At 73.3% G+C, this 14087-nt stretch carries 6 protein-coding genes; 5 read left to right on the top strand and 1 reads right to left on the bottom strand.

Annotated elements, in window-relative coordinates; translation table 11 throughout:
* Positions 1-33: 33 nt before the first annotated feature.
* A complete protein-coding gene (locus WME85_RS16905) occupies positions 34-684 on the top strand; it encodes a Uma2 family endonuclease (RefSeq protein ID WP_437839518.1) in 651 nt (216 codons plus the stop codon).
* A 198-nt stretch (positions 685-882) separates the two neighbouring features.
* Positions 883-2079 carry a serine/threonine-protein kinase gene (locus tag WME85_RS16900; RefSeq protein WP_437839516.1) on the top strand — a complete coding sequence of 399 codons (1197 nt, stop codon included), beginning with the start codon at positions 883-885 and terminating at the stop codon, positions 2077-2079.
* A gap of 18 nt (positions 2080-2097) precedes the next feature.
* Here WME85_RS16900 and WME85_RS16895 read toward each other — a convergent pair whose 3' ends face one another.
* The gene (locus WME85_RS16895) at positions 2098-6009 is read right to left on the bottom strand and encodes a M36 family metallopeptidase (RefSeq protein ID WP_437839514.1); all 3912 of its coding nucleotides are present in this window, start codon (positions 6007-6009) and stop codon (positions 2098-2100) included.
* A 495-nt stretch (positions 6010-6504) separates the two neighbouring features.
* Between WME85_RS16895 and WME85_RS16890 the strand changes: the two genes are divergently transcribed.
* From WME85_RS16890 to WME85_RS16880, 3 genes are all read left to right on the top strand, one after another.
* Entirely contained in the window at positions 6505-7263 is a 759-nt protein-coding gene (locus tag WME85_RS16890; RefSeq protein WP_437839512.1) for a CDP-alcohol phosphatidyltransferase family protein, read from the top strand.
* A 208-nt stretch (positions 7264-7471) separates the two neighbouring features.
* On the top strand, positions 7472-11371 hold the full coding sequence (locus WME85_RS16885; protein ID WP_437839509.1) for an RHS repeat-associated core domain-containing protein: 3900 nt from the start codon (positions 7472-7474) through the stop codon (positions 11369-11371).
* Between the two features lie 23 nt (positions 11372-11394).
* Positions 11395-13968, top strand: coding sequence for a hypothetical protein (locus WME85_RS16880; RefSeq protein ID WP_437839508.1), 2574 nt, complete (start codon positions 11395-11397; stop codon positions 13966-13968).
* The last annotated feature ends 119 nt before the right edge of the window (positions 13969-14087 follow it).

The following is a 14087-nucleotide window of genomic DNA, read 5'->3' as shown; positions in this document are numbered from 1 at the left end:
GTACGGCGTGCTACGCTGGACATCATCGTGGTGATGCAAAGCGCAATCGCGATCAGGCAGAGCGCCGCCAGCGAGGCGCCGGCCAGGCCGAGGCTCACCCTGGCCGACTGGACCGGCCTGCCGGAGGACGAACCGGGCGAGCTCGTGGACGGCCTGCTCGCGGAGGAAGAGGTGCCGGACGCGGTTCACGAGGTCGTCGTGACCTGGATCATCGGGGTGCTCCGGAGCTGGCTCGTCGCGCGAGGGGGGCTGGTGCTGGGGTCCGAGGCGAAGTTCGCGGTGACCTCTTCCTCCGGCAGGAAGCCGGACGCCTCCGCGTACCTGCCCGGGAGCCGCAAGCCGCCGCGCCGCGGCGTGATCCACGCGCCTCCCGACATCATGGTCGAGGTGATCTCTCCCTCGCCGCGCGACGCGCGCCGCGACCGCGTGGACAAGCTGCACGAGTACGCGCTCTTCGGGGTGCGCTGGTACTGGCTCATCGACCCGCAGGGGACGACGATCGATCTCCTCGAGCTCGGGGCGGACGGCCGTTACGTGCACGCGCGCGCGGCGGCGGACGGCGTGGTCTCCGGCGTGCCAGGCCTCGAGGGGCTCACGCTCGACCTCGACGCCCTCTGGAGCGAGGTGGAGCGGCTCGGCCCCGAGTCCGGCGACGCGCCGCTCGTCGAGCCGCGGTCCGAGTAGCGGCACAGATCGCTCGGTCTGCTCGGCCTGCTCGGTCTGCTCCGGCGCGCGCTCCACACGCCGAGGTGTGGAACGCGCGCGCGACCCTCGCCAGCCTGCGGAGCGCGAGGCTTGAACCGACGCTCGACAGGGGCGCGCGTCGCCCGTCTCCAGCTTGACCGCGTGCGGCTGCGCCGCTTCCATGGGCGCAAGGACCCCATGACCAGCGACACGGCCTTACGACGCGTGGGGACCACGATCCGCAACAAGTGGACGCTCGAGCGGCTGCTCGGCGCGGGCGGCATGGCCGCGGTCTACGTCGGTGTCCACCGCATCGGGCGCCGCGACGCGCTCAAGATCCTGCACCCGCAGGCGGCGAAGTCGAAGGAGATCTGCGACCGGTTCGAGCGCGAGGCGCAGGCCGCGAACCGCTTCCGCCACCCGGGCGCCGTCGAGATCCGCGACATCGACGTCTCCGAGGACGGGGCGCCGTTCCTGGTCATGGAGCTGCTCGTGGGCGAGTCGCTCGCCGAGCGCGAGCGCCGCCTCGGTGGCCTCCCGCTCGCCGAGGTGCTCCGCTTCACCGCGCAGGTGCTCGACACGCTCGGCGCGGCGCACGCGCAGGGGATCATCCACCGCGACATCAAGCCGCCCAACCTGTACGTCGTCGGCGACGACCCGGGCAGCACGCCCCTGCCCGGCCTCGGCCCGCGCATCAAGGTGCTCGATTTCGGGCTCGCGCGGATCCGGCAGGACTCCAGCCTCCAGGGGGAGCTCACGCGGATGGGCATCGTGCTCGGCACGACCCCCTACATGCCGCCGGAGCAGGCGAAGGGCCGCGACATCGACGCCCGCGCCGACCTGTTCGCGGTCGGCGCCACGATGTTCCGCCTGATCGCCGGCCGCCACGTGCACGAGGCGAGCACCGACTTCGATCTCCTGCTGAAGATGGGCAAGGAGCCGGCGCCGCCGCTCGCCCACCGCGCGCCGCGCACGCCGCGCGACGTGTGCCTCGTCGTCGACCGCGCGCTCGCCTTCGACCGCGACCAGCGCTACCCCGACGCGCGCCACATGCTCGACGACGTGCGCGCCCTCCTGCGCAGCGAGCCGCCCCCGTACGCGTCGCGGTTCGCGCACGCGCTCGATCCGGACGCGATCACGCTGCACGGGCAGCAGCCGGCCGCCGGCGCCGACGAGGAGCGCGCGCCCGCCACCGTCCGCGTGCGCCCCGCGAGCGCCCCGGCCGTCGCCGACTCCATCGCCGTCGACTGGAGCGAAGAGCCGCCCGCGCACGCGGACTCGATCACCGTGGAGTGGCATCGCCCGGAGGGCGCGAAGGAGGACTCGATCGCGGTCGAGTGGAGCGAGGAGCCGCCGGACGCGGGCGCGCCCGGCTCGCACCGCGCCCGGCACTGAGCGCCCCGGCGGGAACTATCAGCGGACCGCGCGCCGGCGCCGCCGCCGCACGACCCCCAGGGCCATGGCGAGGAGCGTGGCCAGCGGCCCCGCCGTCGTCGTCGTCGTCGAGCTGCCCGCGACCTCGCAGCCGCACCCGTCGCCCTCGGCGTAAGGCCCGGGGTTGTCGGTCGGGACGTCGGCGCCGCCGCTGCCGCCGCTGCCGCCAGCGCCGCCCTCGCCGCCGGAGGCCTCGCCGCCGCTGCCGCCAGCGCCGCCCTCGCCGCCGGAGGCCTCGCCGCCGCTGCCGCCTGCCCCACCCTCGCCGCCAGCGCCGCCCTCGCCGACCGGCGGCTCACCGCACCCGGGCGGGTCGGTGACGAGCGCGCCGAACGGCTTGTTCTGGATGCCGCGGACCTCGATGTCGTCGATCTCCCAGCCGAAATCGCCCGCGGCGGCGTCGGTCCCGATGCGGAAGCGCACCTTCACGGTCTTCCCCGCGAACGCCGTGCCGAGGTCCAGCGTCACCGGCACCTGCTCCGGCCAGCCCTCGCTCTCCCCGACGAAGCCCTGGCGGCCGGCGAGCGGGTTCACCGACGGCTCGTCGACCGTGTTGCCGATCGGGCCGCCGTACCCGGGATCCGCGAACGTCGCGACGTCCTGCCACGTCGCGCCGTCATCGTCGCTGATCTCGATGAGCCCGCCGTCCCAGTGGACCGCCGCCGCGGCCGCCGTCGCCGGCGTGATCTCGAACGAGTGGCGGTGGTTGAAGCTGATCACGAGCGGCTCGGTGGTCCCGACCGAGAGCGCGGGCGAGACGAGCTGCGTGTCGGACAGGCTCGGGAAGTCGATGCCGCGCCACGCGTGGTTCGTCAGGTCCGTCTTCTCGCGCGACCAGATGGCGTCCGCCTCCTCGCCGTCCTTCGCCCACACCGGCACCTCGCTCTCGACCGACTCGACGGTCGACGAACCCGGCACGTCGTCGACGTTGAGGCGCGCCCCGGCGACGTCGACGACCGTCGGCTCGCACGCCTCGGGGGCCGCCACCTCGACGCGCAGCTCGAGCGTCTCCACGGCCGCCAGCGCCTCGTCCACGCTGACCTCGACCTCGACCGTCTTCGACCCGAACGGGGGGATCTCGGGCAGCTCGAACGTCGTCTCGCCCGGGAACGACACGTGGGCGTTCGTCGAGGAGACGGTCGCCTCGGCCCCGACGAGCGGCACGGGCCCCGAGTTCCGCACCTCGAGGGCCACGGTGCCGCGCTCGCCCGCGTCGAGGAAGCCGTCCTCGTCGCACGAGCGCACGCCGTCCCGAGGCTCGCCCACCGAGAGGGCGCTCCACGGCTTCAGGTCGAAGCCCTCGACGACGCCGACGAAGTCGTCCGAGTCGCGCGGCGGGGACACGGCGCACGTCCCCGCCCCGCGCTTCGCGAAGCCGGCCGCGAGCGCGAGCATGTCGGCCTCGCTGCGCGCGTACGCCGCCGCGAGCAGGGCGTCGCGCTGCTCGGTGTAGGTCGCGTCCACCGGCGCGAGCTTGAGCCCCGCCACCATGATGTGCGACATGAGCCGCCGCGCCTCCTCGAACGTGTAGACGCGGCTGCCGTCCTCCTCCCGCGTGAGCAGCCCGACGTAGCCCTCGAACAGCATGAGCGCCCAGATCTCGCCGGCGTTGTGGACCTCGGAGTTCTCCGGCCCGCCGCCGTCGTTCCTCGGCTGCTCCGGGAGCTCCTCGCCATCGGAGATGTGCTTGAACGTGAACCCGTTCTTGGTGAGATCGACCGTGTAAGGCGACCGGCGTCCGCCGAAGTAGCCGCTGTCGCCGCTCTCCTCCGACGCGTAGATCGAGGTCGCGAAGGTGCCGCCGAGGTCGTCGCCCTCGCGGACGATCAGGTGCAGCGCGAGGAAGTCGCCCCAGCCCTCGCTCTGCGCGCTGCACTGCTCGGTGCCGCACTGGGTCAGGCGCCGGTGGATGAAGTGCCCCCACTCGTGGGCGGCGACGGTGTTGTCGATCGTCCCGTCGCGCACGATCCCGAGGACGCGCTCCATCGCGGCCGTGACCGGCCCTTCGAGGAGCGCCGCCTTGAGGCTGACCCCGTCCTCGAACGACGTGGAGAGCACCGGGATGTTCACCACCACGTCGGTGGGCGCGCCGTTCGACATGCCCGGCGCGGGCACGCCGGGCGCGTTGTTCGCGATGAGGAGGGCGACCGCGCCGGCGGCCTCGGCGTTGACGGCCTTCTGCTTGAAGGTGCAGCCGCCCCGATCGACGAGCAGGATCTTGCCCGCGACGTTGTGGAGCGGCGCCTCGCACCCGTCCCGCGTTCCGTCCACCGGGTCGTCGGGGGTCGCGTCCGTGCCGTCGTCGACCAGCGCGATCTGGGCCGAGAGGTTGAAGTTGGTGTCCCCGAACGCCGCCGTCCCGGTGTTCACGCTCGCGCCGCCCGGATCGAGCGTCAGCGTGCGCCGGACATCCTGGCTGTTCCAGAGGTACATCTGCATCCGCGGCGAGGTGCCGTCGGACATCGCGTTCATGTTCGCGTTGTTGCGCGGCCCCTCCGGCGTGAGGGCGCCGTCCTGCGCCTCGGCGAGCATCGGGTCGCCGCCGAGACCACCGCGGCCCTTGTTGTCCTGCTGGGCGTTGCCGGCGGCCTCGTTGAAGCCGGAGTCGTAGTACCAGTCGTGGAGCCAGTTGTTCACGTAGAACAGCTGGGTCACGGCGGCCATGGTCTGCGCCTCGCTCGACAGGGGCTCGGCCACCGGGTCGTAGACGTAGTCGAACGTCTTGTCCGCGGAGGTGATCGCCCGGACGTCGCCGTTCGAGTAGCCGTCGGGGTCCTTGTGGTCCGCGTAGGCGTCCACGTTGTTGCCGCGGGTCTGGACCGCGGTCGGCGGCAGCCACGGGTCCGCGCCGCCGTCCGGGCTCCTGTTGAACCCCTCCATCGAGACGAGCTGCGCCGGGATGAACGCCGGCTGGGACCCGTCCGGCGAGCCGGTCGGGTGCGGCACGAAGTCGGCCTGAGGCCCGTCGAGGGGCCGCCCGTTCCCCGTGGTCTCGGCCCAGACGCGGTAGTTGAACGCGTCGTTCTCGACCAGGTTGCGGCGGTAGAGGACGCGGCCGTCGTCGGCCGCGATCACGTAGTCGTAGGCGTCCGAGGAGACCGATTTGACCGCTCCCGCGATGAACTCGACGAAGTACGCCGGCACCACCTTGTCCGGCATCGGGAACTGGACCTTCTTCACGCGGGCCGGCTCGACCAGGTGGAGGTTCGCGGCCCGGAGCGCGCTGTTCGGCGCGAGGTCGAAGGCCTGGTAGTCGCCCGCGGGGCGCTGGAGGTCGACGACGCCGCTCGGCCCCGGGTGGATGCCGTAGAGGTCGGCGAGCGCGGTGGCGAGCGCCTGTCGCGGCGAGAGCCGGAACGCGCGGCGGCTCGAGCTCGTCTTCGCGGGCACGGCGGCGGGGTGCAGGTTGCCGGAGATGGCGACGAGGTCGAGGCCCTGCCGCATGAGCACCTTCACGTCCGTCTGGAAGACGTCGGCGCCGTCCACGCGCTGGCGCAGGGTGACGATGACGGGCCCCTGCCCGATGTCGTGCACGTGGACCACGCGCGCCGTCTCCAGCGCGGCCCTGCTCAGGCCGTAGGCCGCGGCGAACCGGCCCAGGTGCATCCGGGCCGCCGCCTCCGGGGTGACGCCCGCGGCCACGGCCGGCGCGGCGCCGCGCGCCGCCCAGAGGAAGTTCGGGACGCCGCGCTGCTCGTCGACGGCCGTGACGATCCCGCCCGCGCGCGCGGCGCGAGCGCGGGCCGTGGCGCGCGCATCTGAGAGGGCGCTCGCCGCCTTCGGCGCGAGCCGGTAGGCGTTGACGTCGGGCCGCCTGGCGGGCTGCGCGTGCGCGAGCGAGCCGGCGAAGAGCGCCAGCGAGAGCGTGAGACCGCGAATGGAACGCTTCATCCGATCTTCTCCGTGCGCGACTGAACAGCGGGGATGCCGCCGGAATGCTTCGTTCCCGCCCGGGGGAACAGGCCTGATGTAATGAAGATCCTTTGATAGACGTTCCTGCCGCACGAGGGAAGCCGCTCGGCGGCTCGCGCCGGGGCTTTTACCCGGGCTCTGGCGGACACGGCGACGGCGGGCGACAGCGGCGGACGAGCTCTGCGTCACCGGCGCGAAGCGCGGAGGAAACCGGGCCTGTGCTTCGCGCATCTAGCCGTGAGGACGCCGTGAGGCGGGCGCGAGGCGGGGCGGAGCGCCGCGAAGCTCGGAGGAGACAGCGCTCGGACCGCGCGCCTCCGCCGCGGGGCGGCGGCGCGGGCGCGGGACTCCGGGGAACGGTGGGGAACGGCGGGGAACGGCGGGGAACGGCGCTAGGACCGCGCGTCTCCGCCGCGGGGCGGCGGCCAGAAATTCGGCGGGATTTCTCGCGCGCGGCACTAGGATGCGCCGGACATGCTCGGCGAAGCGAAGCAGATCTACCTGGCCACGCGGAAGAAGCACGATCAGCTCTTCAACACCTACGTGATGCGCCCGCTCGCCGGCGGCGTCGTCGCGCTCCTCGCGCGGACGGCGATCACGCCGAACCAGGTGACGCTGCTCAACCTCGCCGTGTTCGTGGTGGCGGCGGCGCTGCTCGTCGCCCTGCCCACGGCGGCCGGCGGCCTCGCCGCGATCGCCGTGCTCGAGCTGAGCTATCTCCTCGACTGCGCCGACGGGATGCTCGCGCGCCACAAGCAGCTCGCCTCGAAGGAGGGCCACCTCTTCGACTTCTTCACGGACGAGCTCAAGGCGGTGCTGCTCTCGGGCGCCCTCTCGGTGCGCTTCTTCCGCGGCGGCGGGCTCGGGCTCGACGGGGCGCTCTGGCCCGCCGGCGACGCGCGCTTCCTGCTCGCCGGCGTCGTCGGCGTCGCGGTGATCGCCTCGGCGATCTCGCTGACGAACTTCGTCCGACGCCCGGAGATCAGCGGCAAGGAGACGTCGGTCTCCGCGTACTACGAGACCGTCACCGAGCAGCGCCCCCGGTCGCCCGCCGCCCGGGCGGCGGCGCTCGTCACGACGTTCCTGCGCTTCTTGAACCACTACCCGAGCCACATCTGGGCGTTCGCGCTCGCGGGGCGGCTCGACGTGTTCTTCTGGATCTACGTGCTGATCAACGGCCTCTACCTCGCGAGGGGGTGGCTCGGGCTGCTGCTCAGGTTCGGGCGGGCGTAGCCCCGCGCGCGAGCGTCTGGTGCGCTGTTCGATCGAGAGCTCGTCGAAAGGCGCGATGCGCGCGCCGCGGGAGCGAGCCGGCGATGTCGCTGCGCCGTCGAGGGCAGGATAGCAGCTGACCATCGCGCGCATCGTTCGATGCCGCGCGCCCGGAGCGGGCTTGACAGGCAGGAGGCCGTGCTGCCTGCTGGCGTTCGGAGGTGCTCCCATGGCGCGCACGGCCCCGGTGCCCAACATCCCCGCGATCCCCGGCATGAACCCCGGAGTCTTCGTGATGGGCGGCGGAGGCGCCGGCGGGGGCGGTGGAGCGGGCGGCGGAAACGGGTCGAAGAACCGCCAGGGCGCCGACGGAAAGAACGGCGGCAAGGACGCCGACGGCGGCGGCAAGAGCGCCTGCGGCACGCCGGGGAAGGACGGCGGCGGCTGCCCCCGGCACCACGGCGGCAGCCGCAGCGGCGCGGCCTCGCACGGGGATCCTATCGATGTCGTCACCGGGCGCGTCTTCACGACGCCCGTCGTCGACCTCGAGCTGCCCGGGCCGATGCCGCTCGAGCTCGCGCGCTCCTACGCCACCTCGATCCGCGCCCGGGACGTCGGCCTCGGCCACGGCTGGACGCACACGTTCGCCTGGGAAGTCGAGCTGCGCCGCAGCGGCGCTGTCGTCTGGACCGAGGATGGTCTCGAGGTGGCCTTTGGAGCGGTCGAGCGAGACACCGGCGTCCTGGGGCCGCACGGGTGGGTGCTGCATCGCCACGAGGAAGGGTTCGCGCTCGACGTGCCCGACGGCACGCGGCGAACCTTCGAGCCCGACATGGGCGATCCCCTGCGCCGGCGCTTTCGCCTCGCGGCCGTGGAGGATCGCGCGAGGAACCGGATTCAGCTCGTCCACGGCAAGTCGACGCTGTCGCGCATCGTCGATTGCGTGGGGCGCACGATCCGCGTGCTGGCCACGCGGGATGGGCGCATCGCCGCCATCGAGGTAGTCTGCCCCTCCGGGCGGGTCGTGCGCGCCGCGCGCTATGGCTATGACAAGGCCGGGCGCCTCGTCGACGTCACCGACGCGGACGGGCACGTGACCGCGTATGCCTACGATGACGATCACCGTCTCGTCTCCTATCGCCTGCCGACGGGCCTCGTCTTCCACTTCCGCTACGATCCGGCCGGGCGCGGGGTCGAGACGTGGGGCGAGCACGAGAGCGGCGTCGACCCGTGCCTCGCGGACGACCTCTCCGAGCTGCTCATGGACGGCCGCACGAAGGCCAGGGGGATTCACCACGTCAAGGTCGACTATGGCCCTCACGGCTACAGCGAGGTCGTCGACGCGGCGTGCGTCTTCAGGAACTTCGGCAACGAGCACGGCAAGGTCGACAAGGCCGTCGCCAACGGGCGCGTCTTCTCCCGGACCTACGATCCTCGCGGACACCTCACCTCGTACACCGACGCGCTGGGCGCGACCACGCGCTGGGAGCGCGACATCTTCGGCAACGAGACGCGCGTCATCGACGCGCTCGGCCGGGAGACGCGCGTCGAGCGGCTCCCGAACGGCGACATCACGCGGATCATCGACGCTGGCGGGGGCGAGACGGAGATCAGCTACAGCCAGAACGCGCTCCTCCTCAAGGATCCCACGGGCGCGCTGTTCGAGGTGCGGCACGACGCGCGCGGGCTCCCGGTCGAGACGGTCGCGCCCAACGGGCGGCGGCGGATCTATCGCTACGACGATCACGGCAACGCCGTCGAGGCATCGGACGAGCGCAGCGTGCTGTGGCAGGCGACGTACGACGAGCTGGGGCGCTGCACCTCGCTGCGCGACGAGGGCGGCGCGATCACCCGTTACACGTACAGCGACAGGGGGCTGCTCCTCGCCGTCGAGGAGCCGGGCGGGCTCATCTCGACGTTCGCGTACGACGGCCTCGGCAACGTGGTCGAGTCGACCGACCCCGGCGGCCGGCGGACGGTCCTCGTGCGCGGAGGGACCGGCTCGCTCGCGGAGGCGCGGCTGCCCGACGGGACCGCCGTCCGGCTGCGCTACGACCGCAAGGAGCGGCTGATCCGGGTCCACAACGCGCGCGGTGAGACCTACGCGGTCGAGCTCGGGCCGACCGGCGTCAAGCGCCGCGAGCGCACGTTCGATGGGCGCGAGATCCGCTACGAGCACGATCTCGCGGATCGCGTCGTGGGCGTCACGCTGCCGGGCGGCGACGAGGTCCTCCTCGAGCGCGACCTCCTCGGGCGCATCGTGAAGCGAACGCGGGCCGACGGATCCGAGGAGGTGTTCGAGTACGACTTCCGCGACGACATCATCGCCGCCGAGACCGCGGCCGGGAGGGTGGAGTTCACGCGCAACGCCGCGGGATGGATCACCCAGGAGAGACAGATCGTCGACGGCGCGACGTTCGAGGTGACCGTCGCTCACGACGCCGTCGGCATGCCTGTCCGCCACCGGACCTCGCTCGGCCACAGCGCGGAGTGGCGTCGCGACTATGCAGGACGGAGCTTCAAGCTGCTGCTCGACGGGACCGACGAGACGGAGGTGCGACTCGACGCCTCCGGGCGCGAGATCGAGCGGATCCTGTCGCGCGGCGGGCGCGTGCTGTTCGGCCATGATCCAGCGGGCAGGCTGGTCGAGAAGCGCGTCATCGCGCCGCACCTCGCGAGGGCAGCGCGCCCGGGCGAGCCCGACTGGCTGGGAGCGCGGGATCCTGCGGTGACCGTTCACCAGCGGCTCGAGTACAACGCGTCGTCCGAGCTCTCGACGCTCTGGGACGCGCGGCGCGGGACGACGCGATACAGCTACGACGCGCTCGGGCAGCTCCTCGCGGCCGTGCCCGACGGCGCCCGTGGCGAGCTCTTCGCGTACGACGCAGCGGGAAACCTCCATGAAGCAGGCGACGCTGCGGCTGCTCGCGAGTATGGCCCCGGGAACCTCATGCTGCGCGCCGGAGGGACGACGTTCGTCTGGGATGAGCTCGGCAGGCTCGCCGAGAGGCGCGGGCGCGCCGACGGCGGCGAGCGCCTCGCGTCCTATGCGTGGTCGAAGGCGGGCACGCTCTCCAGGGTGACCATGGCCGACGGGACCGTCGTCGAGTTTGCTTATGATGCCTTCGCGCGGCGGCTCAAGAAGGAGGTTTACCGGGTGAGCCCGGGCGGCGGCCGCGAGGTGCTCCGGCGCACGCGCTTTCACTGGTACGGAGACACGCTGCTGCACGAGGTCACGGAGGCGGGCGGCCTGCGCTTCGAGCGCCGGTACCACTTCGATGACGGCGGCGAGCCTGTGGCTCACCGCGAGATCGTTCAGCAGGGTGGCAAGCGGAGCGAGGGCGCCTGGGTGTACTACGTGAACGACCTGGCTGGCTTCCCCGAGCGGCTGGTCGACGGCGACGGCCGTATCCTCGGCGAGCTCGGAAGGACGGTCTGGGGCGCCGCCGCGATGCAGGAGGGCAGCACGGCGGCGACGCCGATACGGTTCCTCGGTCAATATGCCGACGCGGAGACCGGGCTCTTCTACAACCGCTACCGGTACTACGACCCGCAGATGGGCCGGTACATCTCGCCGGATCCGCTGGAGCTGCTCGGCGGGCTCAACGTCTTCGCCTATGCCCGGAATAGCCCCTTCTTCTTCGGGGATCCTCACGGGCTCGTCTACACGCGCATCGTCGACAACAGCACGAACCCCGCCACGGTCCTCTCCGAGGGCTACAACATCGACGAGGCCCGGGGGAAGCCGCCCGAGCGAGGCGGGCAGATCCCGCAGACCTTCACCGACAAGCCCTGCGCCGAGACGCAGGCCCTCCAGCGCATGAAGAACGACATCACCGCGCAGATCCAGGACGAGCAGAGGGTCGCGAAGGCGCGAGGCAACAAGAAGCAGCCCTTCAAGCCGATGACGCCGTCCGAGGTCGACGCAGAGGCAAACCGCCGGCTCAAGGCCAGGTTCGACGATCCGAACGTCTCGATCGAGACCTTCCAGGAGAAGGGGGGCCCGCGCGTGGACCCCTGCGACTCCTGCGGCCAGATGATCGCGGATCTCGAGATCGGGCACGCGGTGGTGGGCGCCAAGGGCAAGCGCGGGCAGTACGGTAAGTACCGGAAACCCAAGGGATACTGAGCGACGCGGAGCGGGAGACGGCGATGGAGGAGGGCTTCTTCGGGCGCAGCCAATCCGCGGCCTTCGACGCGATCTGCGCCTGGCATGACCGAGGTCGCGCCGCCGCCTGCGTCGTGTACGGGCCGGCCGGCGCCGGCAAGGGCGCGGTGATCGATCGCTTCTTCGGGTCGCTCGGCGAGTCCGGCGTGCAGCGCGTCCTCGTCCGCGCGGGCCGGGTATCCGGGGCGCCGTTCGAGCACGAGGTGCTGACGCGGCTCGCGGCCGGCCTGTGGCCCGACGACGCGCCGCACGCCGAGGATCGTCAGGGGCTCTGCGAGCTCCTCGTGAACGAGATCGCGAACCGGGACGCCGAGGAGGGCGAGCCGGCGCTCCTCCTCGGCCTGGTCGGACCGGATGCGTGCGCCGACTGGCCAGAGGATCCTGAGCGGTCGGTGCTCGGCGAGCTCGGCCCTTCTGCGCGCGTGCTGGTCGCGGTGACCGGTCCCAGGGGAGCGGCCGAGCGGTGGGCAGCGCGGCTCGCCCTCGGCGCTGACAGCATCGACTGGGTGCACGTGAGCGGCTTCCGGCTGGACGAGATCGACGCCCCTTTGCGCGATCGGCTCGCCTGGGCGGCGATCGACGGCCCGGGGCCGCGCGCGACCGTGGAGGCGGCGGTGAACGCGCTCCGCGAGCGGGGGGCGGCGCGGCTGGAGGCGCTGCTGTCGATCCTCGCGCGCGCGCTCGCGCCGCTCGACCTCGGAGACGCGTCGGCGCTCCTCGGCGTGGAGGACGCGGAGCTCGCCGCCCTGCTCGGCGCGCACCGCGCCGCGATCGAGCCGGTGATCGCGTGGGGTGAGCGATGGAGCGCCCTCCGGTTCCGGCACGAGGCCCTGCGCGCGGCCTGGTCGGCCGCGAGCGAGGACGGCGCCGCCGTCTGCGAGCGGCGGTTCGTGGAGGCCGCCCGCAAGCTGCTGGGCGCGCACGCCCGGGCGGACGGTCGTCCCCCGGAGGGCCGATCCGCCTATCTCCGCCGGTACGCGGGAGCTCACCTGCTCGCGTCCGGGGCGCCGCCCGCGGAGCTCGTCGCGCTCTGCGACCCGGGCTGGGCGTGGCCGTCCTCGCTCGAGGACCTCGCCGCGCGCCGGGCCGAGCTGCGGCGCCTCCGGCGCGCGATCGCCGCGCCGCTCGAGGCCTCCGGCGCGAGCGAGGCCCTGGACGTGCCGGTGCCCCGCCTCGTGCGCGTCGCCCTCGCGCAAGGCGCGCTCGGGACGCTGCACCGCGCCTGGGATCAGGGAGACGCCCGGCCCGGCGACGCGGCGCGCGGCGACGCCGAGCGGGCGCTCGCGGTCGCCCTCCTCGCGCTCTCGGCGCACGCGCCGGAGCGATCGCGCGAGGAGATCGCGGCGAGGGCGCGCGAGCTGGTGCGGCGGCGCGGAGCCGCCTGGCGCAACGAGCCATCGCGGGACGCGCAGGCGCTCCTCGCGGCGGCGGGCGCCAGCTCGGGCGGCGATGCGGCGAGCTTCGCGCGCTGGGCGGTATCGGCCACATCCCGCGACGAGCAAGGTCCCAGCCTGCCCGTGTGGCTCACCGCGGCCCGGTTCCTCCCGCCGCCCGAGGCCGATGCGCTGGTCGCGGACGCCATCGAGCGCGCGCGCTCGGCTCCGCGCCCCGGCCACGCGCTCGCGCAGCTCGCCGGGGCGCCGGGCCTCGACGCCGGCCAGGCGCGCTCGCTCTTTCGCGCGGCGATGGCGCTCCCGCCGGGATCGCGCGCCGACGCGCTGGCGCCCCTCCTGCGAGCGCTGCCCGACGAGGAGCGGGCCCGCGGCGTGTCCGCGCTCTTTGACGCCTTCCTCGGCGCGAGCGCGGACGGCGAGCCGGTCGATTATCCATCCTGCACCGAGGCGCTGGCGCCCTTCCTCGGGTTGCCCGAGCTCTCGAAGCTGCTGGACGACCCGATGACCGGCATGGGCGCAGCGCTCGCCGTGCGGCTCGCGGAGCTCGGCGAGACCGCGCGCGCGCTCGACGTCATCGAGCAGCTCTGCGGCGGCGGGATCCACGGCGCGGGCCCGCTGCTGCGCGCCGCTGCGACCGAGGGAGGCCGTCCGCTCGTTCGCGCCGCGCGTGAGGCGGTGATGTCTCTCGGGCCGAAGTGGGTCGCCGCCGCGCTGGTGGGCGACCGTGCGGCTCTGGCGATCGAGGTGCTGGGGCTCGACGCGTCGGTCGAGATCGCCGAGCGCGGCGGCGGCTCGGGGCACGCGCGCATCGCCGCCCTCGCGGCGCTGTGCCGCGCTGCGCCCGAGGCGTCGCGGCCATCGCTCGCCGCCCGCGCCGTCGCGGCATACCGCGAGAGCGGGGAGACGGATGGGCTGGAGCTGGTGATCCGCTGCGCTGCCTGGATGTCGCTCCACGACGCAGCGTGGCTGTTCGCCAGGAGCCTCGGCGATGCAGCCGGCTCGGTCACGCTGGCGTCGACCCTGAGCGGCTGGGGAGGCGTGGAGATGCTCGCGCCGCTCGTGGCACGGCTCGGCGGCGAAAGCGCGCTCATCGCCGTGGCGGACGCCCTGCACGAAGCGAACGAGTGGCTCGCGTGGATGGAGTCAGGGGACAGGAGCGCCTGACGCGTCGCGCCCTGCGCCGGGTGCCGGCGGAGACCTCAGTCGGCGCGCTGACCCGCTCCAGGGGATCCGGAACTGAACCGGAGGGACGCGGACGCCTGCGCCGGCACATCGCGACCTGC

Source organism: Sorangium sp. So ce1153 (genome assembly GCF_051521595.1).
Taxonomy (GTDB): Bacteria; Myxococcota_A; Polyangia; order Polyangiales; family Polyangiaceae; genus Sorangium.
The sequence above is the reverse complement of the archived record's forward strand: the minus strand, read 5'-3'. Positions and strand labels throughout refer to the sequence as shown.

Coding starts and splice junctions, on each gene's coding strand:
- WME85_RS16890 (WP_437839512.1), top strand. CDS start 6,505: ATGCTCGGCGAAGCGAAGCAGATCTACCTGGCCACGCGGAAGAAGCAC.
- WME85_RS16900 (WP_437839516.1), top strand. CDS start 883: ATGACCAGCGACACGGCCTTACGACGCGTGGGGACCACGATCCGCAAC.
- WME85_RS16880 (WP_437839508.1), top strand. CDS start 11,395: ATGGAGGAGGGCTTCTTCGGGCGCAGCCAATCCGCGGCCTTCGACGCG.
- WME85_RS16905 (WP_437839518.1), top strand. CDS start 34: ATGCAAAGCGCAATCGCGATCAGGCAGAGCGCCGCCAGCGAGGCGCCG.
- WME85_RS16895 (WP_437839514.1), bottom strand. CDS start 6,009: ATGAAGCGTTCCATTCGCGGTCTCACGCTCTCGCTGGCGCTCTTCGCC.
- WME85_RS16885 (WP_437839509.1), top strand. CDS start 7,472: ATGGCGCGCACGGCCCCGGTGCCCAACATCCCCGCGATCCCCGGCATG.